General features: G+C 71.3%; 16 protein-coding genes. 9 read left to right on the top strand and 7 right to left on the bottom strand.

All coding sequences use genetic code 11. From position 1 onward, the window contains the following. Positions 1–121 precede the first annotated feature (121 nt). On the top strand, positions 122–1,882 hold the full coding sequence (gene thiC, locus ACZ4WQ_RS27590) for a phosphomethylpyrimidine synthase ThiC (RefSeq protein WP_398376190.1): 1,761 nt from the start codon (positions 122–124) through the stop codon (positions 1,880–1,882). Between the two features lie 79 nt (positions 1,883–1,961). Here thiC and ACZ4WQ_RS27595 read toward each other — a convergent pair whose 3' ends face one another. The 4 genes from ACZ4WQ_RS27595 to ACZ4WQ_RS27610 form a co-directional block, all read right to left on the bottom strand. Next, positions 1,962–2,954, bottom strand: coding sequence for a BRO-N domain-containing protein (locus ACZ4WQ_RS27595; RefSeq protein ID WP_311726033.1), 993 nt, complete (start codon positions 2,952–2,954; stop codon positions 1,962–1,964). 142 nt (positions 2,955–3,096) lie between these two features. After that, positions 3,097–4,026, bottom strand: coding sequence for a hypothetical protein (locus tag ACZ4WQ_RS27600; protein ID WP_398376187.1), 930 nt, complete (start codon positions 4,024–4,026; stop codon positions 3,097–3,099). Between the two features lie 183 nt (positions 4,027–4,209). Next, entirely contained in the window at positions 4,210–5,451 is a 1,242-nt protein-coding gene (locus tag ACZ4WQ_RS27605; protein ID WP_468022495.1) for a metallophosphoesterase, read from the bottom strand. A gap of 252 nt (positions 5,452–5,703) precedes the next feature. After that, the gene (locus ACZ4WQ_RS27610; RefSeq protein WP_311726036.1) at positions 5,704–6,804 is read right to left on the bottom strand and encodes a LacI family DNA-binding transcriptional regulator; all 1,101 of its coding nucleotides are present in this window, start codon (positions 6,802–6,804) and stop codon (positions 5,704–5,706) included. A 455-nt stretch (positions 6,805–7,259) separates the two neighbouring features. On the opposite strand from ACZ4WQ_RS27610, the gene hisC reads away from it, so the two are divergent. From hisC to ACZ4WQ_RS27635, 5 genes are all read left to right on the top strand, one after another. After that, on the top strand, positions 7,260–8,339 hold the full coding sequence (hisC, locus tag ACZ4WQ_RS27615; protein WP_468022496.1) for a histidinol-phosphate transaminase: 1,080 nt from the start codon (positions 7,260–7,262) through the stop codon (positions 8,337–8,339). Between the two features lie 257 nt (positions 8,340–8,596). After that, positions 8,597–10,201 (top strand): cytochrome ubiquinol oxidase subunit I, encoded by a 1,605-nt coding sequence (locus ACZ4WQ_RS27620; RefSeq protein WP_468022497.1) that lies wholly within the window; start codon positions 8,597–8,599, stop codon positions 10,199–10,201. A gap of 19 nt (positions 10,202–10,220) precedes the next feature. Beyond that, positions 10,221–11,228 carry a cytochrome d ubiquinol oxidase subunit II gene (gene cydB / locus ACZ4WQ_RS27625; RefSeq protein WP_311726198.1) on the top strand — a complete coding sequence of 336 codons (1,008 nt, stop codon included), beginning with the start codon at positions 10,221–10,223 and terminating at the stop codon, positions 11,226–11,228. Positions 11,229–11,250: 22 nt separating this feature from the next. After that, complete coding sequence (gene cydD, locus ACZ4WQ_RS27630) at positions 11,251–14,844, top strand: thiol reductant ABC exporter subunit CydD (RefSeq protein ID WP_468022498.1); 3,594 nt, start codon at positions 11,251–11,253, stop codon at positions 14,842–14,844. 243 nt (positions 14,845–15,087) lie between these two features. Further along, positions 15,088–15,897: a hypothetical protein gene (locus ACZ4WQ_RS27635; protein ID WP_468022499.1), complete on the top strand. Its 810-nt coding sequence runs from the start codon at positions 15,088–15,090 to the stop codon at positions 15,895–15,897. Between the two features lie 79 nt (positions 15,898–15,976). Here the strand turns inward: ACZ4WQ_RS27635 and ACZ4WQ_RS27640 are convergent, their stop codons facing one another. After that, positions 15,977–16,906, bottom strand: a complete 930-nt coding sequence (locus ACZ4WQ_RS27640) for an HAD family hydrolase (protein WP_398376169.1) — start codon at positions 16,904–16,906, stop codon at positions 15,977–15,979. Between the two features lie 65 nt (positions 16,907–16,971). On the opposite strand from ACZ4WQ_RS27640, the gene ACZ4WQ_RS27645 reads away from it, so the two are divergent. From ACZ4WQ_RS27645 to pspAB, 3 genes are all read left to right on the top strand, one after another. Continuing rightward, a complete protein-coding gene (locus tag ACZ4WQ_RS27645; RefSeq protein WP_311726042.1) occupies positions 16,972–17,880 on the top strand; it encodes an LLM class flavin-dependent oxidoreductase in 909 nt (302 codons plus the stop codon). A 169-nt stretch (positions 17,881–18,049) separates the two neighbouring features. Further along, entirely contained in the window at positions 18,050–18,961 is a 912-nt protein-coding gene (htpX, locus tag ACZ4WQ_RS27650; RefSeq protein ID WP_311726043.1) for a zinc metalloprotease HtpX, read from the top strand. 7 nt (positions 18,962–18,968) lie between these two features. Beyond that, complete coding sequence (pspAB, locus tag ACZ4WQ_RS27655) at positions 18,969–19,559, top strand: PspA-associated protein PspAB (protein ID WP_468022500.1); 591 nt, start codon at positions 18,969–18,971, stop codon at positions 19,557–19,559. 28 nt (positions 19,560–19,587) lie between these two features. On the opposite strand, the gene ACZ4WQ_RS27660 is transcribed toward pspAB, so the two are convergent. Together ACZ4WQ_RS27660 and ACZ4WQ_RS27665 are read right to left on the bottom strand one after the other, a co-directional pair. Further along, the gene (locus ACZ4WQ_RS27660; RefSeq protein ID WP_311726045.1) at positions 19,588–19,800 is read right to left on the bottom strand and encodes a DUF397 domain-containing protein; all 213 of its coding nucleotides are present in this window, start codon (positions 19,798–19,800) and stop codon (positions 19,588–19,590) included. Continuing rightward, positions 19,797–20,627 (bottom strand): helix-turn-helix domain-containing protein, encoded by an 831-nt coding sequence (locus ACZ4WQ_RS27665; RefSeq protein WP_311726046.1) that lies wholly within the window; start codon positions 20,625–20,627, stop codon positions 19,797–19,799. The genes ACZ4WQ_RS27660 and ACZ4WQ_RS27665 overlap by 4 nt, the downstream gene beginning before the upstream one ends. Between the last annotated feature and the right edge of the window lie 68 nt (positions 20,628–20,695).

The raw sequence follows: 20,695 nt of genomic DNA on the forward strand, positions 1-20,695 counted from the left end.
TGGGTGACACCTTTGCAATCGCGGGAGCTCGGAGCACCGGGCTGAGAGGGCGCTGACCGACTTCGCTGCGCCGACCGCTGAACCTGTTACCGGGTAATGCCGGCGTAGGGAGTGGGTCTCAATGACTCTGCAGGATGCACACGCGCCCGAAAAGCCTGAGTTCGGCTGGCATAAGGGATATATCGCCGGATCGCGTCCGGACCTTCGGGTCCCGGTCCGCCGCGTGCACCTCACCAATGGCCAGGACGTCACGCTGTACGACACCTCCGGCCCGTACACCGACCCTCAGATCGAGACAGATGTCCGCCGCGGGCTCGCACCGCTGCGGCAGAACTGGATCCTCGCCCGAGGCGACACCGAGGAGTACGAGGGCCGCCCCGTCCGGCCCGAGGACGACGGCGTCAAGCACACCGCGCCACGCGGCGGGCTGCGCAACCTCGACGCGGTCTTCCCCGGCCGCCCCCGCCGGCCCCGCCGGGGCCGGGACGGCGCCGCCGTGACACAGCTCGCATACGCCCGCCGGGGCGAGATCACCGCGGAGATGGAGTTCGTGGCGCTCCGCGAGCACGTCTCCCCCGAGGTGGTCCGCGAGGAGATCGCGGCCGGCCGGGCGGTCCTCCCGGCCAACGTCAACCACCCGGAGATCGAGCCGATGATCATCGGCAAGCGATTCCTGGTGAAGGTCAACGCCAACATCGGCAACTCCGCCGTCACTTCCTCCATCGAGGAGGAGGTCGAGAAGATGACCTGGGCGACCCGCTGGGGCGCCGACACGGTCATGGACCTCTCCACCGGCCGCAACATCCACACCACCCGCGAGTGGGTGCTGCGCAACTCCCCGGTCCCCATCGGCACGGTGCCGCTGTACCAGGCCCTGGAGAAGGTCGACGGCAAGGCCGAGGAGCTGACCTGGGAGATCTACAAGGACACCGTCGTCGAACAGGCCGAACAGGGCGTCGACTACATGACGGTGCACGCGGGTGTGCGGCTGCCGTACGTCCCGCTGACCGCCCGCCGCAAGACCGGCATCGTCTCGCGCGGCGGCTCCATCATGGCGGCGTGGTGCCTGGCCCACCACAAGGAGTCGTTCCTCTACACCCACTTCGAGGAGCTCTGCGAGCTCCTGGCCGCGTACGACGTCACCTACTCGCTCGGCGACGGACTGCGCCCCGGCTCGATCGCCGACGCCAACGACGAGGCGCAGTTCGCGGAGTTGCGCACGCTCGGTGAGCTCAACCGGATCGCCAAGCGGCACAACGTCCAGACGATGATCGAGGGCCCGGGCCATGTCCCGATGCACAAGATCAAGGAGAACGTCGACCTCCAGCAGGAGATCTGCGAGGAGGCCCCCTTCTACACCCTCGGCCCCCTCACCACCGACATCGCCCCCGCCTACGACCACATCACCTCGGGCATCGGCGCGGCGATGATCGCCTGGTGGGGCACCGCGATGCTCTGCTACGTCACGCCGAAGGAGCACCTGGGCCTGCCGGACCGCGACGACGTCAAGACCGGTGTCATCACCTACAAGATCGCCGCCCACGCGGCGGATCTGGCCAAAGGCCATCCCGGCGCCCAGGAGTGGGACGACGCCCTGTCCGACGCCCGCTTCGAATTCCGCTGGGAGGACCAGTTCAACCTGGCCCTCGACCCGGACACGGCCCGCTCCTTCCACGACGAGACGCTCCCGGCGGAACCGGCGAAGACGGCGCACTTCTGCTCGATGTGCGGGCCGAAGTTCTGCTCGATGAAGATCAGCCAGGACATCCGGCGCGAGCACGGCGGCGCGATGGACACGGCCGAGGTGGAGGCCGGAATGGCGGAGAAGTCGAAGGAGTTCGCGGCGGCGGGAAACCGCGTGTATCTGCCTCTCGCGGAGTGATCCACCAGTAACGTACGGGAGGGCCCGAAGCCGCAACTTCGATTTGCGACTTCGGGCCCTCTGGCCGTGTCGGGGCGGACTACTTCAGGACGTACACCGGAGCGCCGTCCGAAGTCACCCCGGCCTGCCGGACGCAGCCGCGCTTCTGCAACATGCGCAGCGCGTCATGCACGCGGTGCTCGGTGAGCCCGGTGACGGACGCGATGGCATCCAGCGGATAGAGGCATTCGCCGTGCTCGATGATCGCGGGCAGGATGTACGCGGCCACGGCCCAGATGTCGGCGGTGACCACGAGATTGCGCTCGCGCCACTCGGCGATCACCGAGGCCGGGGTCACCCGGGGCGGCACGGCGGTCTTGTTCACGTGCTGCGTCAGCGCCTGCGCTGCGGTCTGCCCGGCGGTGAACGACTCCCGCTGAACGGCGGTGGACTCGCGGATCGCCTCGGCGATCTCGCGCTGCGCCGCCACGGACTGCCGCAGCATCTCGGCGCTCTCGCGGCGCAGTTCCTGGGCCTCGCGCTGCATGGCGAGCATCTGCGCGTCCATGCTCAGGTTGTGCTCCTCGAGCCGGACGATGGCGTCGGCGACCTCCTTCGGCATGGCGTAGGCGGTCGGGGCGTCCGGGGCCGTGGGCTGTACTTCGGCCTTCTCGAGCTCGTACGAACCGTGCCGCTGGATGGAGACCACGACCTCGGTCACCCAGTTCTTGAACGGCTCGGCCTCCGGCTTGGTGCAACCGTTGACCAGCCGGACGAGGCCGGGCAGACTCACCATGCGCATGGACCTTTTGAGCCCGTGACCTGCAATTTTGTGCGAACTATCACGCCCATAGACGCTTTGCGCAAGTTCGTCGAGACTTACGCGCCAGTCTTCGGGAACGTGCAAGATAAGCGCCTGACGAGTGTTCACGTATCCCAGGTCTTTGGCGACATCGACCGCCGGGAACCAGTGGGTCCCGTCCGGCAGCGTGAGCCGTCGCACGCGGGCTCCGGTCGCCGCGTAGACGAAGTCGTTGATGTCGATCGCGTCCTGCTTGCCCGCCGGGTTCGGCGGGGTGTTCTGTGTGCTCATCGGAGCATCACCTCCATGACGGACGTTATGCATCCCGATGCGTGAACATCCCACGATTAAGGGCGAGTTCGCTCAAAAGGTGGGGAGTGAATCATTCCGCTGGCGCGAGATCGTTGCCCTCTGAAACGGGCTGGTCGAGCGCCTAATCCGGCTGGTGTTCCGGGCCGCCGTAGTCGGGGCTGGTGAAGTCGGGGCTGGTGTAGCGCGGGCGGGTTTTGGGGGCGTCGTCGTCCGTGCTGAAGCCGGGGCGGCTGTAGCCGAGATGGGGGGTGCGGCTGGGGGCGTAGGCAGACGAGGCGGACGAGGGGGACGACGGGCGCGTCGGGGAGGAGGCGGGGGAAGGGGCCGGGGAGGTGTGGGAGCCGTCGGCCGCCGTCGGGTCCGCGAGCGCGTCGCGCAGGAAGGGCACCACGCCCCGCTCGAGCAGCGCCAGCCCCCAGGCTTCTCTGGCGCGGTCCACCTCTTCGCGCTGGGCGCTGCGCGCGCTGCCCCGCATCGCTCTCGAGCCGTTGCGCAGCGCGGTGAGCAGGAGGCCGACGGTGGCGATCAGCAGGCCCGCGGCGGTGAGCACGGCGAACAGCCACCCCGCAGTGACCATGGGCTGGGCTATCGCCGGCGCTGGGTCGAGCAGGCGCAGGAGATAGCCCGCGAGCAGGAAGATGATCGCCGCGGTGCCGGCCAGGACCGGGGCCAGGACGGAGAGCACGGCGACGAGTCCCGCCCCGGACGCGGCGTCCCCCACTGTGGCGACGAACCCGCCCGCCGCGCCGTCTCCCTCGCTGTCCGCCGCCGCGAACTCGTCGTCGTCGGCCGTGTCGGGCCAGGAGTCGGGCGCCGCGGGCTGGCGCAGCTTTTCGCGGGCGTCCACATAGTGCTGGTATTCGTCGGCCGCGCATGCCGCGATGGTGGCCGCGGCGTTCATGGCCATGGTGCGCAGCTGCTCGGTGGTGAGCCGCTGGCCGACGCCGCTGAGGTCCGCGCGACGGTCCGCGGTACGCAGCGCTTCGTCGAGAACCCGCTCGAACTCCGGGCGGTCCTCGATCAGCAGGTGCGGAGCGCTGTTCATGTGCATCCCCCGATGCTCCGTAGGGCCTCGTTGCCGGCTGTCACCGGGCAGTGGGGCGGAAACGGAGGAGAGCCTGCTACGGATAAGCCGATGGTAGAGCCGATCCGGCGTGGGGTGACAGTAGGTTTCCCGAATTCACTCCGCGTCGGTGAAACTGTCTATCTTCCCCGTGCGACGTGATATGAACCCTCAGTCGCTCAGAGGCAATTGGACAACCAACAGTTTTCCGGCCATGGTGACGCCGCCGTCCATGGCGATCGCGAGGTTGTCGGCGTAGATGTGCGGGCCTTCGACGATCGGTTGGCCGTCGTCCTCGCCGTCCTCGGAGCCGACCTCGCCGAGCAGATACGGGATCGGGCTGTGGCCGTGGACGATGCGCTGCCCGCCGTAGGTGTCGAGCAGTTCGCGGGCGGCCAGCGGGCCGGCGTCCTCGTCGCGGAAGGCGAAGCGCTTGGTGAACTTGCGGAACAGATCCCAGCACTCGTCGGCGTCGCTGCGTTGCAGCGCCTCGGTCACGGCGTCGTTGACTGCCTCGATGGAGTCGCCGTAGTCGAGGTAGGCGGTGGTGTCGGAGTGCACGAGCAGATGGCCGTCCTGCTCGGTCATCGCGTCGAGCCGGGACATCCACTGGAGGTGGTGGTCCTCGAGCCGCTCCATGTCGGTGCGCTGGCCGCCGTTGAGCAGCCAGGCGGCCTGGAAGGAGGCGGTGCCGGCGCCGGAGTTGACGGGCGTGTCGCCGAAGCGTTTGGCGCCGATGAGCAGCAGCTCGTGATTGCCCATCAGGGCCTTGCAGTAGCCGCCGGCGGCCGCGGCCTCGGCGGACAGCTGCATGACGAGGTCGATGACGCCGATCCCGTCCGGGCCGCGGTCGGTGAAGTCGCCGAGGAACCAGAGCCGGGCGTTGCCCGCGGACCAGTTGCCCTCGGCGTTGATCAGCCCTTGGGCGAGCAGCGCCTCGCGCAGCTCGTCGAGGTAGCCGTGGACATCGCCCACGACGTAGAGCGGGCCGGGCCCCTCGGACTCGGGAGCCTGGGAGCGCTCGGGGTCGGGGACCGGGGTGAGCTCGACGGTCGGGCGGTCCTGCGGGGGCACCAGGGGGGTGTCCGGGAGAGTGTGCCCGGGGCCCATGACCGGCAGGGAGCGCTCGGTGGGGGTGTACTCCACCGGCGGGACGGGGGGCGCCGGTGGTGAGGGCGGCGTGGGCGGGGTGGGCTCCGCGGGGCGCGCCGCGGGCGGGGCGGGCTGGGCCGGGTCGCGGGGGACCCGGCCGTGCGGGACCGCGCCGTAGGGCATCCCGCCGTACGGGTTCGGGGCGGTGGGGATCGTGCCGCCCGGAAGAGGGCCGGGCACGGCGGACGATCCGTACGCGGACACGGGCGGAACCGCCGCCGTCGTCCGTGCCGAGGCTCCCAGACCGGCCCCCTGAGTCATCGACCCCTCCACCCTCGCGCCGCCGTGCCACCGTGTGGACCATGCCTGGTCGAGGGCGGTCCGCGGTGTCGTCCGCCCATCATAGGAATGACCGTACGGGCTTGTGACGCACCCGGGGGCCGTCAATCGGGGAGCCGTCCCGCTTGGACGGTCTTTTATCCCGGATTGGCCCGGTAGGAGCAGCCGATCGGGCTCCGGTGCGTGTCGCGTCATCCTCAAGTCTTCCTCAGGTTACGGCCGCACCCCGGGCCGTCAGCCTCCGGCACGGCTGCGCGGCGCGCTGACCGTGGTGCGTGGCGGGCGCCGTTGCGAGGACGTCCGCACGATCAGTTCGGTGGGTATCACCCGCTCGACGGGGTGGTCGGCGCAGGGCCCCTCGATGGCGTCGATCAGCAGCTGTACGGCGGCGGTGCCGATCCGGCGGGGCTTGAGGGAGAGGGTGGTGACGGGCGGTTCGGTGGTGCGGTAGATCGCGGACTCGCTACAGCACACCAGCAGCAGATCCTCGGGGACGCGCAGGCCGTGGCGGCGGGCGGCGGCCAGAAGGTCGGTGCCGTTGGGGTCGAACAGGCCGTAGACGGCGTCGGGGCGGTCGGGGCGGGCCAGCAGGCGGTCGGCGGCGACGGCCCCGGCGCATGGGTCGTGGGCCGGGTACTCCTCGTACACCGGGTCCTGTCCGACCCGCTCGCACCAGTGCAGATACGCGGTGGTGGACAGCCGGGTGTAGGTGTCGGTGGTGGTGCCGGTGAGCAGGCCGACGCGGCGGGCGCCGGAGTCGGTGAGGTGGTCGAGCAGGCCGAGGACGGCGGCCTCGTGGTCGTTGTCCACCCAGGCGGTGACGGGGAGGGTGCCGGCCGGGCGGCCGTCGCTGACCACGGGGATGCCCTGGCGCAGCAGTTCGGTGACGACCGGGTCGTGGTCGGAGGGGTCGATGACGACGGTGCCGTCGAGGGCGACGTTGGACCATACGTCGTGGCGGGAGGTGGCGGGCAGGATGACCAGGGCGTAGCCCCGTGCTAACGCGGCGGAGGTGGCGGCGCGCGCCATCTCCGCGAAGTACGCGAATTCGGTGAAGGTGAAAGGTTCATCCCCGTATGTGGTCACGGTCAGGCCGATGAGGCCCGACTTGCCGGTACGGAGCGTGCGGGCCGCGGCGGAGGGGCGGTAGCCCAGCCGGTCGGCGACCTCGCGGACATGGCGGCGGGTGGCGTCCGGGAGCCGGCCCTTGCCGTTGAGCGCGTCGGAGACGGTCGTGATCGAGACCCCGGCTGCGGCGGCCACGTCCCGGATGCCCGCTCGTGTCAGCCGGCGGCCGGTCGACCGGCTCACCTGGTGCTTCCCTGCTGCTGTCATGGCGAGCCGATAGTAGGGCGAGGGTGGCCCCTCCGCGCGGGGGTGCGTTCGGCTTGGCGAAGGCACGTTTCTGCATGAGCGCTTCGCCCAATTCCCTTGGAAATCAAGATAGTTGGGGGTTCTCGCGGGTCAGTAGTCGCCTCTGGCATATCCACGCCTGCCGATTGGTCGTTGTCTCGAAGAGGTCTCAACTCACCTTCATGAGCGATGCGCGCCAGGGCGCTCGCCACCGGCGCACGGCGGAAGCGGAATCGCTCCCCCTCATCTGTGTGCCATCCCCGCGCCGGGCCGCAGCCGCCTCCGCGCCGGCCCCGGCCGCCCCCGCGCCCGGTTCCCGCCGCCCGTGCCCCGGGGCTCGCTCGCCGGTACGCCGGGCCCAGGATGCCTCATAAGGTGAGAGGTATCGACGTGTGCGGGCGGTCGCGCACGGACGGGACGGTCGAGGAGGAGCCGCGGTGACTGAGAAGAGCCCCAAGCTGCGTGGAGCGCTGGACGGCATTCCGACGTACAAGCCCGGCAAGCCGGCCGCGGCGGGCGGCCCCGCCGCCTTCAAGCTGTCCTCGAACGAGAACCCCTATCCGCCGCTCGCCGGGGTGCTGGAGACCGCGATATCGGCCGCCGCCTCCTTCAACCGCTACCCCGACCTGGCCTGCACCGCCCTGACGGCCGAGCTGGCCCGCCGCTTCGACGTGCCGCCGGAGCACCTGGCCACCGGCACCGGCTCGGTCGGCGTGGCGCAGCAGCTGGTGCAGTCCACGGCCGGGCCGGGTGACGAGGTCATCTACGCCTGGCGGTCCTTCGAGGCCTATCCGATCATCACCCGGATCTCCGGGGCGACGCCGGTACAGGTGCCGCTGACCGGCGGCGAGGTGCACGACCTGGACGCGATGGCGGACGCGATCACCGAGCGCACCCGGCTGATCTTCGTCTGCAACCCGAACAACCCGACGGGCACGGTGGTCGGCCGGGAGGCGCTGACCCGCTTCCTGGACCGGGTGCCCGCCGAGGTGCTGGTGGTGCTGGACGAGGCGTACATCGAGTTCATCCGGGACGAGCGGGTGCCGAACGGCATCGAGCTGTACCGGGAGCGGCCCAATGTGTGCGTGCTGCGCACCTTCTCCAAGGCGTACGGCCTGGCCGGGCTGCGCGTCGGCTTCGCGATCGCGCATGAGCCGGTGGCGGCGGCGCTGCGCAAGACGGCGGTGCCCTTCGGGGTCAGCCAGCTGGCGCAGGACGCGGCGGTGGCCTCGCTGCGCAGCGAGGACGCGCTGCGCGAGCGCGTGGAGGCGCTGGTCGCGGAGCGGGCGCGGGTGAGCGGGGCGCTGGCCGAGCAGGGGTGGACGGTGCCCGAGTCGCAGGCGAACTTCGTGTGGCTGCGGCTGGGGGAGCGCACGATGGACTTCGCGGCGGCGTGCGAGGCGGCCGGTGTGGTGGTGCGCCCGTTCCCGGGCGAGGGGGTGCGGGTGACGGTCGGCGAGCGGGAGGCGAACGACATCTTCCTGCGGGTCACCGAGGAGTTCCGCAAGGAGCTGTGACGCGCGGCGGGCCGTCGGCGTAGAGCAGTTGCGGCGGCCCCGCTCGAACCGGCGTCCACGCCGACCGGTCGTAAAGGCAGAAGCATACCGATACGTTGCGCTTACGCCCCTTCCACCCCCCGGTGAGAAGGGGCGTAAATGTGTGTGCGTATGATGTGCTTGTGAATGTGAATACTTTCACAAGCTCCCTTGGGGCGCAGGCGAACCCTGCACGCAAGACCGGGCACAACCGGGCAAGACCGTAAGGAGAGATTCCCGTGGATCTGGCTCTGGCGCCGGAGACGCTGGCGCGATGGCAGTTCGGCATCACCACCGTCTACCACTACCTCTTCGTCCCGCTCACGATCTCTCTCGCGGCCATGACCGCCGGTCTGGAGACGGCCTGGGTCCGCACCGGCAAGGAGAAGTACTTCCATGCGACCAAGTTCTGGGGAAAGCTCTTCCTGATCAACATCGCGATGGGCGTGGTCACCGGCCTCGTCCAGGAGTTCCAGTTCGGCATGAACTGGTCGGACTACTCCCGCTTCGTCGGCGATGTCTTCGGCGCCCCGCTCGCCATGGAGGCGCTGCTCGCCTTCTTCTTCGAGTCCACCTTCATCGGACTGTGGATCTTCGGCTGGGACAAGCTGCCGAAGAAGATCCACTGCGCCTGTATCTGGATCGTCGCGCTGGGCACCATCCTGTCCTCGTACTTCATCCTCGCCGCCAACTCGTGGATGCAGCACCCGGTCGGCTACGCCATCGACAAGGCCACCGGCAAGGCGCGGCTCACCGACATCTGGGCGGTGCTGACCCAGAACACCACCCTGGTCGTGGTCTTCCACACCCTCACCGCCGCCTTCCTCACCGGCGCCGCCTTCATGGTGGGCATCGCCTCCTTCCACCTCTGGCGGGCCAAGCGCCGCCAGGACCGCGGGGAGGAGCTCGGCGAGAAGCAGAAGAAGCAGATCCCGGCGATGCGCGCGTCGCTGCGGCTCGGGCTGGTGGTCGCCGTGATCGCGGGCCTGGGGTCCGCGGTCAGCGGCGACCAGCTCGGCAAGGTGATGTTCGAGCAGCAGCCGATGAAGATGGCCGCGGCCGAGGCGCTCTGGGACACCCAGGCGCCCGCGCCCTTCTCGATCTTCGCCGTCGGCGATGTCGGCAAGGGGCACAACAGCGTCGAGCTGGAGATCCCCGGGATGCTGTCGTTCCTCTCGCACAGCAACTTCACCGACTCCGTCCCCGGCATCAACGACGTGGCCGCGCGGGAGGCCGCCGCCTACGGCGGGCAGCCCGAGGACTACATCCCCAGCATCTTCATGACGTACTGGGGCTTCCGGCTGATGATCGGCTTCGGGATGACCTCGTTCGTCGCCGCGCTCATCGGGCTGTGGACGACCCGGCGCAAGAAGTGGCTCTCCCCCGCGTTCCGCACCGGGGAGGACGAGGTGCCGCGGCTCATGCTCACCAAGAACCGCGAGATGAGCCCCCTGCTGACCAAGTGGTCCTGGCGGATCGGGATCCTGACCATGGGCTTCCCGCTGATCGCCAACTCCTTCGGCTGGATCTTCACCGAGATGGGGCGTCAGCCGTGGGTGGTCTACGGGCTGATGAAGACCGCCGACGCGGTCTCCCCCGGCGTCAGCCGGACCGAGGTCCTCATATCCCTGGGCGTCTTCACGCTGCTGTACGGCGTGCTCGCGGTGGTCGAGGTGAAGCTGCTGACCAAGTACGCCAAGGCCGGGCCGGACACCGACGAGAAGCCGCCGGCCAAGGACCCCCGGCTGCGGCTGCCCTCCGGCGGACCGGGCGCCGGGTCGGCCACCGGGGGCGACGCCACCGGTAACGACGACGCCGACAAGCCGCTGACCTTCGCGTACTGAGCCGGAGAGAGCCATGTCACTGCACCTTCACGACGTCTGGTTCGTGCTGATCGCCGTCCTGTGGACCGGCTACTTCTTCCTCGAGGGCTTCGACTTCGGGATCGGCGTGCTGACCAAGCCGCTGGCCCGGGACCGTACGGAACGCCGGGTGCTGATCAACACCATCGGCCCGGTCTGGGACGGCAACGAGGTCTGGCTGATCACGGCGGCCGGCGCGACCTTCGCGGCCTTCCCCGACTGGTACGCGACGCTCTTCAGCGGCTTCTATCTCCCGCTGCTGGTCATCCTGGTCTGTCTGATCCTGCGCGGTGTCGCCTTCGAGTACCGGCACAAGCGCCCCGAGGAGCGCTGGCAGCGCAACTGGGAGAACGTGATCTTCTGGTGCTCGCTGCTGCCCGCGTTCCTGTGGGGAGCGATCTTCGCCAACATGGTGCGCGGGGTGCCGATCGGACCGGACAAGAACTACGCCGGCGACCTCCTCGACCTGGCCAACCCGTACGCCCTGCTCGGCGGGGTGCTCACCCTGGTGCTGTTCACCTTCCACGGCGCCGTGTTCGCCTCGCTCAAGACGGTGGGGGACATCCGGACCCGGGCGCGGCGGTACGCGGCGGTGCTGGGCCCGGTCGCCGCCGTGCTCGCGGTGGCCTTCCTCGGCTGGACACAACACGACAGCGGCAACGGGCGGTCGCTGGCCGCGCTGCTGGTCTCGGCGGTCGCGCTGCTCGCGGCGCTGGTGATGAACCGGCGCGGCCGGGAGGGCTGGGCGTTCGCCCTGTCCGGGGTGACCATCGCCGCGGCGGTCGCGATGCTCTTCCTCGCGCTCTTCCCGGACGTCATGCCCTCCACGCTGGACCCGCGGTGGAGCCTGACCGTGGCGGACTCGGCGTCCAGCCCGTACACCCTGAAGATCATGACCTGGGTCGCGGCCGTGATGACCCCGCTGGTGATGGCCTATCAGGCCTGGACGTACTGGGTCTTCCGCAAGCGGATCGGCACCCAGCACATTCCCGAGCCGACCGGTCACTGACCCCACGGGTGGTGTGTTTCACGTGAAACCAGTCGACCCCCGGCTGCTGCGTCACGCCCGGGCGACCCGTCTGTTCCTCGCCGCGTCCGTGGCGTTGGGGCTGGTCGCGGCGGGGCTTGTGGTGGCGCAGGCCATGCTGATCGCCGAGGTGGTGGTCGCCGCCTTCGTCCATGGGACGGCGCCCGGGGACCTGGTGCGCCCGCTGGCGCTGCTGGCGGCCGTCGCCGCCGGCCGCGCCGCGGTCGCCTGGCTGACCGAGCTGGCCGCCCACCGGGCCGGTGCGGCCGTCAAGTCCGAGCTGCGGCTGCGGCTGCTCGCGCATGCGGCCCGGCTGGGACCCGAGCGGATGGGCGAGCGGAAGACTGACGGGCGGGAGGCGAGGGGAACGGGCGAGCTCACCACCCTCGCCACCCGGGGCATCGACGCCCTGGACGACTACTTCGCCCGCTATCTGCCGCAGCTGGGCCTGGCGGTGGTGGTGCCGGTGGTGGTGCTGGCCCGCATCGTCACCGCCGACTGGGTCTCGGCGCTGATCATCGCCGTCACCCTGCCGCTGATCCCGCTCTTCATGATCCTCATCGGCTGGGCCACCCAGTCGCGGATGGACCGTCAGTGGCGGCTGCTGTCCCGGCTGTCCGGGCACTTCCTGGACGTCGTCGCCGGGCTTCCGACCCTCAAGGTCTTCGGCCGCGCCAAGGCCCAGGCCGCGTCCATCCGCGCCATCACCGCCGACTACCGGCGGGCGACGCTGCGCACCCTGCGGCTGGCCTTTCTCTCCTCCTTCGCGCTCGAACTCCTCTCCACCGTGTCGGTCGCCCTCGTCGCGGTCGGCATCGGGATGCGGCTGGTCCACGGCGAGCTGGACCTGTACACGGGGCTGGTGGTGCTCGTCCTGGCCCCCGAGGCGTATCTGCCGCTGCGGCAGGTGGGCACGCACTACCACGCGGCGGCGGAAGGGCTGGCGGCCGCGGACGAGGTCTTCGCGGTCCTCGAACGCGAGCCCAGGGCGCCGGGCGGCGATCCCTCTCCCGACGCGCGCGGCGCGGCGCTGAGCGTGGAGGGGCTGGTGGTCCGCCACCCGGGCCGCGCTGAACCCTCCCTGGCCGCGACCTCGTTCGAGATCCTCCCGGGGGAGACGGTGGCCGTGGTCGGCCCCAGCGGGGCGGGCAAGAGCACGCTGCTGAACGTCCTGCTGGGGTTCGCCGAGCCGGCCGAGGGCCGGGCGCTGATCGGCGGGCGGGACCTGGCGTCGCTCGACCTCGACGGCTGGCGCGCCCAGGTCGCCTGGGTGCCCCAGCGCCCGTATCTGTTCGCCGGGACGATCGCCGAGAACGTACGGCTGGCCCGCCCGGACGCGGATGACGCCGCGGTGCGGGCCGCGCTGCGGGACGCGGGCGCGCTCGGCTTCGTCGACGCGCTGCCGCACGGGGCCGACACCCCCCTCGGCGAGATGGGCGCGGGGCTGTCCGCCGGGCAGCGGCAGCGGCTCGCGCTGGCCCGCGCGTTCCTGGCCGACCGGCCGGTGCTGCTGCTGGACGAGCCGACCGCCAATCTGGACGGGGAGACGGAGGCTGCGGTCGTCGAGGCGGTACGGCGGCTGGCCGAGGGCCGCACGGTCCTGCTGGTCGTCCACCGCCCGGCCCTGCTGTCCGTCGCCGACCGCGTGGTGCGGCTGCCCGGTCCCACCGCGGCCCCCCGGGTCCCGGCCCCGCGGGCCGTCCCCATGGACGGCACACGCGACGCACAGGACGCACGCGACGCACGCGACGCGTCGGCGGATGGCAAGGCGGCGGGGCCCGATGCCCCGCCGGCGCCGGAAGCGCACCGGGAGCGCCGCTCCGCGCTCGCGTGGGTGCGGGCGTCGGCGAGGGCCTGGCGGGGCCGGTTCGCGCTCGCGCTGCTGCTCGGGACCCTCGCGCTGGGCAGCGCCGTCGGGCTGATGGCCGTCTCCGGATGGCTGATCTCGCGCGCGTCGCAGCAGCCCCCCGTGCTCTATCTGATGGTGGCGGTCACCGCGACCCGGGCGTTCGGGATCGGCCGGGCCGTCTTCCGCTACGCCGAGCGCCTGGTCTCGCACGACGCCGTGCTCCGGGTGCTCGCCGAGCTGCGGGTCGCCGTGTACCGCAGGCTGGAGCGGCTGGCGCCGGTGGGGCTGAAGGACACCCGGCGCGGCGATCTGCTCTCCCGGCTGGTCGCCGATGTGGACGCCCTCCAGGACTACTTCCTGCGCTGGCTGCTGCCCGTCGGCGCCGCGCTGGCCGTGGGCGTGGCCTCCGCCGGCTTCACCTGGTGGCTGCTGCCGGAGGCGGGCGCCGTGCTGGCCGCCGGACTTCTGGTGGCGGGGGTCGTGGCGCCGCTCGTCTCCGGGGCGTTGGCCCGCCACGCGGAGCGCCGGCTGGCCCCGGCCCGCGGCGCGCTGTCGGCCCAGGTCGTCGATCTGCTCACGGGCACCGCCGAGTTGACCGTCGCCGGTGCGCTGCCGCGTCGGCTGGACGAGGTGCGCCGCGCTGACGGTGTGCTGACCCGGATCGCCCGGCGGGCGGCCGCCGCCACCGGCGTGGGCGCCGGACTGTCCGCGCTGGCCTGCGGGCTGACCGTGGCCGCCTCGGCGCTCATCGGTGTGCGGGCGGTGGCCGACGGCAGGCTCGACGGGGTGTGGCTGGCCGTGGTGGTGCTCATGCCGCTTGCCGCGTTCGAGGCGGTCGTGGGGCTGCCGCTCGCGGTACAGCACCGGCAGCGGGTGCGGCGGGCCGCGCGGCGGGTGTACGACGTGGTGGACGGCGCGCCCGGGGGACCGGGCCCCGCCCCGGCGGCCACGGAGACCCCACAAGAGACGTATCCACTGGTCCTGAGCGGGATTTCCGCCCGGTACCCGGGGCGGAGCGAGCCCGCCCTGGACGGTTTCGACCTGGAGCTGCGCCCGGGCCGCCGGGTCGCGGTGGTCGGCCCGTCCGGCTCGGGCAAGACCACCCTCGCCCATGTGCTGCTCCGCTTCCTGGACCCGCGGGCGGGCGCGTACACCCTCGCGGGCCGCGACACCGCGGCCATGGACCCCGACGCGGTACGGCGGCTGGTGGGGCTGTGCGCCCAGGACGCGCACATCTTCGACAGCTCGCTGCGCGAGAACCTCCGCCTGGCCCGCACCGGCGCGAGCGACGACGAACTGCGCGAGGCACTGGCCGCGGCCCGGCTGCTGGAGTGGGTGGACGGGCTGCCGGACGGCCTGGACACGCTGGTCGGCGAGTCGGGAGCGCGGCTGTCCGGCGGGCAGCGGCAGCGGCTCGCGCTGGCCCGCGCGCTGCTCGCCGACTTCCCGGTGCTGGTGCTCGACGAGCCCGCCGAGCACCTGGACCTGCCGACGGCCGACGCGCTGACGGCCGATCTGCTGTCGGCCACACGGGGGCGCACGACCGTGCTGATCACCCATCGGCTGGCGGGACTGGAGGCGGTCGACGAGGTGATCGTGCTCGACGGCGGCCGGGCCGTGCAGCGCGGGACGTATGGCCAACTCGCGGCGGCGGAGGGTCCGTTCCGGCGGATGCTGGAGCGGGAGGCCCAGGAGGGCGGCACCCTGGCGCCATCTCCCCTGGCCGGGGCCGCGGCGCTGCCCAGGTGACTTTTCACGGCGGACGGTTTACGCGGCGGCCCCGGCAACCCGGATGAGGCCGCCGCCGGCCGGGAGTTAGCCCGGTCAGGGCAACTCCTCACCTGGGCGGGCCAACTATTGCGGCGTCAGCATGCGCACCCCCAGGGCGGGCAGTGGGATGAGCTTCGCGGGCCGCTTGGTCAGCTTTGCCTCTTATCGCCCTATCGCACTCCGCGACAGTCGTTGGCCCGACGCGGGGAAGGAAGTCGTCACGTGAACAGCCAGAGCGCAACATCCAAACGATTCCGAACGCGCCATCGGGCCGTCCTGGCCGCCGCCGCGGCGGTGGTGGCCCTGAGCAGCCAGCTGCTGACCGCGGCCCCCGCCGCCATCGCCGACGAGGGCCCTCTGGGCGGCGGTGACCCCGGTTTCGGGCCGCCGGAGTACCCCGCCGTCCTGCACGGGGTGCGGGAGTTCACCGCGACCGGGACCTTCACGCCTCCCCCGGGCGTGACCACGGTGCATGTCCAGGCATGGGGCGCCGGTGGCGGCGGTGGCGGCGGTGGCGGCGGCGCCGTCCCGACCGGTACCGCTATCGGCGGCACCGGTGGTGGCGGTGGCGCCGGCGGCTTCACCTGGTGCGTCATCCCGGTCCAGGCCCTCCAGGGCTACACGGTGAACCTGGGTGTCGCCGGTACCGCGGGTACCGCCGGGCCTGTCGGCGGCGCCGGTGGCACCGGCGGCAACGGCGGCACCACGAGCGTGACCGATGCCAGCAGCAACACCCTTCTCAACTCCACCGGCGGCGTCGGTGGCAACCCCGGCAACGCCGGGGTGGGCGCCACGGACGGCGCCGACGGCACGGGCGGGGCCGGCGGCACGGGCCAGTGCATCACGGGCGGTGTGAGCCGGACCGGCGACAGCGGGCAGACCGGTGGCGCGGGCGGCGATGAGGTCGACGGCATCGTCGACCCGCCCGGGATCAGGGGCGAAGGCGGCGCCGGTGGCCCGGGCGGCGCGCCCAATACGCGCGGCACGGCGGGCAACCCCGGTGGCGACGGATACGTCGTCTTCTTCTGGTGATACCGCGCGGCCATGCCGATTCCGGGCGGCTCGTGGAACCGCCCTCCGGCCACCCGGCCGGGGGGCGGGCCCGGGCGCCTCAGCCCTCCTGGATGTCCTCCCGGACGTCCTTCCGGGTGTCCTCCTGGATGCCCTCCAGGATCCGCTCGATGACGGCCGCGACGCCGTCCTCCTCATTGCTCGCGGTGAGGCCGGTGGTCGATGCCAGCACCTCCGGGTGCGCGTTGGCCATCGCGTACGAGGTGCCCGCCCAGGCCAGCATCTCCAGGTCGTTGGGCATGTCGCCGAACGCCACGACCTCCTCGGGGGCGATGCCCCGCTGAGCGCAGCACCGCGCCAGGGTGCTCGCCTTGCTCACCCCCGGCCCGCTGATCTCCAGCAGGGCGGTCGGGCTGGAGCGGGTGAAGTCGCCGTGGGCGCCCGCCACCGTGCGGCCCAGCTCCAGGAAGGCGTCGGGCGCCAGGGTGGGGTGGTGGGCGAGCAGCTTGAGGATCGGCATGCCGTCGCACTCCCCGCCGTCGGCGAGCAGCTTCTCGGCGGGGGCGATCACGGCGCTCGGGTCGCGGTTGAAGGGCGGGTACTCCGGCTCGTAGGCGATCCCGCCGGTGCGCTCGACGGCGAAGGAGGTGCCGGGGGCCGCGCCGCGCAGCGCCTCCACGACGGCCACCGCCCGCTCGCCGGGCAGCGGGCGCGCGTCGAGCAGCCGGCCGCCGTCGTGCAGATCGACGACGGCCGCGCCGTTGGCGCAGATGGCCAGGCCGTGGCCGTGCACATGGGCGCTGACCACGTCCATCCAGCGGGCCGGCCGGCCGGTGACGAAGAACACCTCGATACCCGCCCGCTCCGCCGCGGCGAGCGCGGCGACGGTGCGGTCCGAGACGGATTTGTCGTTGCGCAACAGGGTGCCGTCGAGGTCGGTGGCGATCAGCCGGGGCCGGGGGGTGGCGGGAACGGGTCTGGGCGCGGCCGGAGGCTCGGACTGCTCGGTTGCTGGGGTCACGGCAACCATCCTCCCGCATATGCCGGACACGAGTGCCGTCAGGCTCGGCGGCATATGCCCTTAGGCTCGACGGTATGCGTTTGAGCACCGTGATCCTGCCCGTGCACCGCTGGTCCGACGGCGGCCGAGAGTTGTGGCAGCGCGCCGAGGACCTGGGTTTCCACACCGCGTACACCTATGACCACCTGTCGTGGCGGAGCTTCCGCGACGGCCCCTGGTTCGGGGCGATACCGACGCTCACGGCGGCGGCCGCGGCAACGTCCCGGCTGCGCCTCGGCACCCTGGTCACCTCCCCGAACTTCCGCCACCCGGTCACGCTCGCCAAGGAGCTGATCTCCCTGGACGACATCTCCGGCGGCCGGATCACCCTGGGCATCGGGGCGGGCGGCTCCGGCTTCGACGCGACGGCGCTGCTGGGCGGCGCCGAGCAGGCGTGGACGCCGCGTGAGCGGGCGGATCGCTTCGGTGAGTTCGTGGCGCTGCTGGACCGGCTGCTGACCGAGGACGCGGTGACGTACGAGGGCCGGCACTACAGCGCCCGGGAGGTGCGCAACATCCCCGGCTGCGTCCAGCGGCCCCGGCTGCCCTTCGCCGTCGCCGCGACCGGCCCGCGCGGGCTGCGCCTCGCGGCCCGTTACGGGCAGGCCTGGGTGACCACGGGCGACCCGAAGATCTACGAGACGGGCACTCCGGCCGAGTCGGTGGCCGCCATCGGCCGCCAGATCGACCGGCTGGGCGAGGCGTGCGCCGAGGCCGGGCGGGACGCGGCCGAGCTGGGCAAGGTCCTGCTCACCGGCTTCACCCCGGACCCGGGGCGGCCGCTGTCCTCCCTCGACGCCTTCGTCGACTTCGCCGGGGAGCACGCGCGGCTGGGCATCGACGAGATCGTGCTGCACTGGCCGATCCCCGACTCGGTCTTCGCGGCGGACCTCGCCGTCTTCGAGAAGATCGCCGCGGAGGGTCTGGCGCAGCTCGACGGGTAGCCGGACCAGCGGCGGATCCACGCGGGGTCCACGCGGGGTCCACGCCGGATCCCGCACCGGATCCCGCACCGGATTCACCCGGCGAGGCGCCTTTACTCCGGCAAGACGGACACAAGGCGCAGAATCGGGTGTAGAGACTCCGGCCGTGACCGTCGCTGGGGAGGCACCCATGCCACGTACCCGCTATGCCCCTGATCGGGGACTGACCACCCGCATGGTGACCACGATGTTCTTCATCGGTCTGCTGTATGTGGTCTTCGTCGGTGTGCTGCTGGCCCTGCTGCGCGGGGCCTGGCCGCTGATCGTGCTGCTCGCGGGCGGGTTGTTCGTGGCGCAGTTCTGGTTCAGCGACCGGATCGCGGCGTACTCCATGGGCGCCCGGGAGGTCACCCCCGAGCAGGCGCCCGAGCTGCACGGCGCGGTCGACCGGCTGTGCGCGCTCGCCGACATGCCCAAGCCGAAGGTGGCCATCGCCGACAGCGATGTGCCCAATGCCTTCGCGACCGGCCGCAACCAGCGCAACGCCATGGTGTGCGCGACCACGGGGCTGCTGCGCAGGCTGGAGCCGGAGGAGCTGGAGGGCGTGCTCGCGCACGAGCTGTCCCATGTCGCTCACCGCGATGTGGCGGTCATGACCATCGCCTCGTTCCTGGGTGTGCTGGCCGGCATGATGACCCGCATCGCCCTGTGGGGCGGGCTGACCAGCCGCAGCAGCCGGGACAGCAACACCGCCATCGCGATGCTGATCATCCCGCTGGTGAGCGCCGTGGTCTACACCATCAGCTTCCTGCTCACCCGGCTGCTGTCCCGCTACCGGGAGCTGAGCGCTGACCGCGCCGGCGCGCTGCTGACCGGCCGGCCCTCGGCGCTGGCCGCCGCGCTGACCAAGGTGACCGGGCAGATGGCCCGCATCCCGACGAGCGATCTGCGCCGGGCGGAGCCGTTCAACGCCTTCTTCTTCGCCCCGGCGCTGAGCGGGGAGAGCCTGACCCGGCTGTTCGCCTCGCACCCCACGCTGGAGCAGCGCCTCGACCAGCTGGCCCGCGTCTCCGCGCAGCTCGGCCAGGCGGAGAGGGGCTGAGGGAGCCATGGGTTTCTGGGACGCGGTCCTCGGCCGCAGCAAGCCTGCGCGCCCCGACCTCGACCAGCTCTTCGCGCTGCCGTCGGCGGCGGTGACGCTGGAGGCGGGGGCGGGGTTCACCCCCACCGGGCTGGGCTCGGTGTGCTTCGCGAGCGTCGAGGGCGGCGCCTTCGACCGGCTCCAGGCGGACGTACGGGACCTGCTGGACGCGGACACCGAACGCGGCGGGGTGCCCGTCGAGTTCAGCCGGGACGAGTACGGCTACACCTGGCTGCTGGCCCGGCAGCCGCCGGACGACCTGGCGGCCCTGGTGAGCGATCTGCACGCGGTCAACACCCTGCTCCAGGAGGCCGGTTTCGGTCCCCAGCTGCTGTGCTCGCTGGTCGGCTTCCGGGACCCGGAGGGTCGGCCGCTGGCGCTGGTTTATCTGTACAAGCGCGGCACGTTCTACCCCTTCTCGCCGCTGCCCGGCCGCGCCGAGAAGCGCGACAACGCGCTTGAGCTCCAGGTGCGGGGGCTGCTCGGTGACGACCTACGGGTGGAGGAGGACCTGAGCCGCTGGTTCCCGGTGTGGGGCGCGCCAGGTATGACCGGTTGAGCGGCCCAGGGCCTTCCCGCTGCGGGTGTCAGATGTCGCACGTCTTGGCGAAGGCCACGAACGACGACCAGGCGGCGGCCTCGAATATGAGCGCAGGGCCGTCCGGGACCTTGGAGTCCCGTACGGGGACCAGGCCGGAGGCGGCGATGTCCGGTGCCCACTCAACGCAGCTGCCGCCTCCGTTGCCGCTGTAGCTGGACTTGATCCACTTTGCGCGGAAAAGGTCGGGGATGGTGCTCATGTTGGTAATGCCTCCATCGTGGACCGGATGAGCGCGGCTGAATCGCCCGGCGAGAGGGCATGCGCTGTGAGTAGATCGTAGGACCGCTGGAGGAAGGCGACAGCCTCCTTGCCTTCCAGCAGGGTTCCAGTCGTGATGCTTTCTTCGTAGGCAACCTGACTACCGGAGTCCAGAGTCATCAGTGTCAGCGTTCCGCCTACCAAGGCATGCCCGCCGTGCTCGAACGGTAGAACTTGCACGACGGTTGTGGGGGTTTCCGTCAACTCAATGAGGCGGGCCAGTTGCGCCCGCATGACCACTGAACCACCGAAGTGACGGCGGATCACTGCCTCATCGAGGATGTAGAAGAGGTCCGGGGCGGGGTCGGCTTGCAGCAGTACTTGCCGACTCGCGCGAGCCGACCACAGCTCATCAATCTCGTTCTGCGTCGCCTTCGGATTGTGCTTCTCGAACTGTGCACGGGCATAGCCCTCGGTCTGCACCAGGCCCGGCACGATCTGGCAGGCGTACTCCCGGATGATCTGTGCGCGTGCCTCCAGCTCCATGCGACGGCGGAACTGGTCAGGGTGGATCTCCTTGCGAGCGAGGGCGTACAGCTTCCCGAAGATGCCGTCAGTGCCAAACGCGGCATCCAGCATGGAAGGCAGCTCCGGCGGGATCATGGCCTCTGCTGTCTCGAACCGCGCCAGCGAACTCTTGCTGAACTTGGTCACGCTGGCCAGAGCCTCAAGGGACATCCCTGCCGCTTCACGTAACCGGCGCATCTCCGAACCGAACAGGTGACGGGCGGATCGATCTGGCGTCAGTGCGCGTGGCCGAGCTGGCATCGAGCAACCTCATTTCCCGATGGGCCGGTTGGGACATCAATGACTTCAGATCGTACGCGCGGGGCGAC

This window comes from Streptomyces sp. NPDC028305 (assembly GCF_055569495.1).

What these genes read in the sequence shown, in the direction of transcription:
- thiC (WP_398376190.1), top strand. Translation starts at nt 122, where the DNA reads ATGACTCTGCAGGATGCACACGCGCCCGAAAAGCCTGAGTTCGGCTGG.
- ACZ4WQ_RS27595 (WP_311726033.1), bottom strand. Translation starts at nt 2,954, where the DNA reads ATGAGCACACAGAACACCCCGCCGAACCCGGCGGGCAAGCAGGACGCG.
- ACZ4WQ_RS27600 (WP_398376187.1), bottom strand. Translation starts at nt 4,026, where the DNA reads ATGCACATGAACAGCGCTCCGCACCTGCTGATCGAGGACCGCCCGGAG.
- ACZ4WQ_RS27605 (WP_468022495.1), bottom strand. Translation starts at nt 5,451, where the DNA reads ATGACTCAGGGGGCCGGTCTGGGAGCCTCGGCACGGACGACGGCGGCG.
- ACZ4WQ_RS27610 (WP_311726036.1), bottom strand. Translation starts at nt 6,804, where the DNA reads ATGACAGCAGCAGGGAAGCACCAGGTGAGCCGGTCGACCGGCCGCCGG.
- ACZ4WQ_RS27640 (WP_398376169.1), bottom strand. Translation starts at nt 16,906, where the DNA reads ATGGTTGCCGTGACCCCAGCAACCGAGCAGTCCGAGCCTCCGGCCGCG.
- ACZ4WQ_RS27645 (WP_311726042.1), top strand. Translation starts at nt 16,972, where the DNA reads ATGCGTTTGAGCACCGTGATCCTGCCCGTGCACCGCTGGTCCGACGGC.
- htpX (WP_311726043.1), top strand. Translation starts at nt 18,050, where the DNA reads ATGCCACGTACCCGCTATGCCCCTGATCGGGGACTGACCACCCGCATG.
- pspAB (WP_468022500.1), top strand. Translation starts at nt 18,969, where the DNA reads ATGGGTTTCTGGGACGCGGTCCTCGGCCGCAGCAAGCCTGCGCGCCCC.
- ACZ4WQ_RS27660 (WP_311726045.1), bottom strand. Translation starts at nt 19,800, where the DNA reads ATGAGCACCATCCCCGACCTTTTCCGCGCAAAGTGGATCAAGTCCAGC.
- ACZ4WQ_RS27665 (WP_311726046.1), bottom strand. Translation starts at nt 20,627, where the DNA reads ATGCCAGCTCGGCCACGCGCACTGACGCCAGATCGATCCGCCCGTCAC.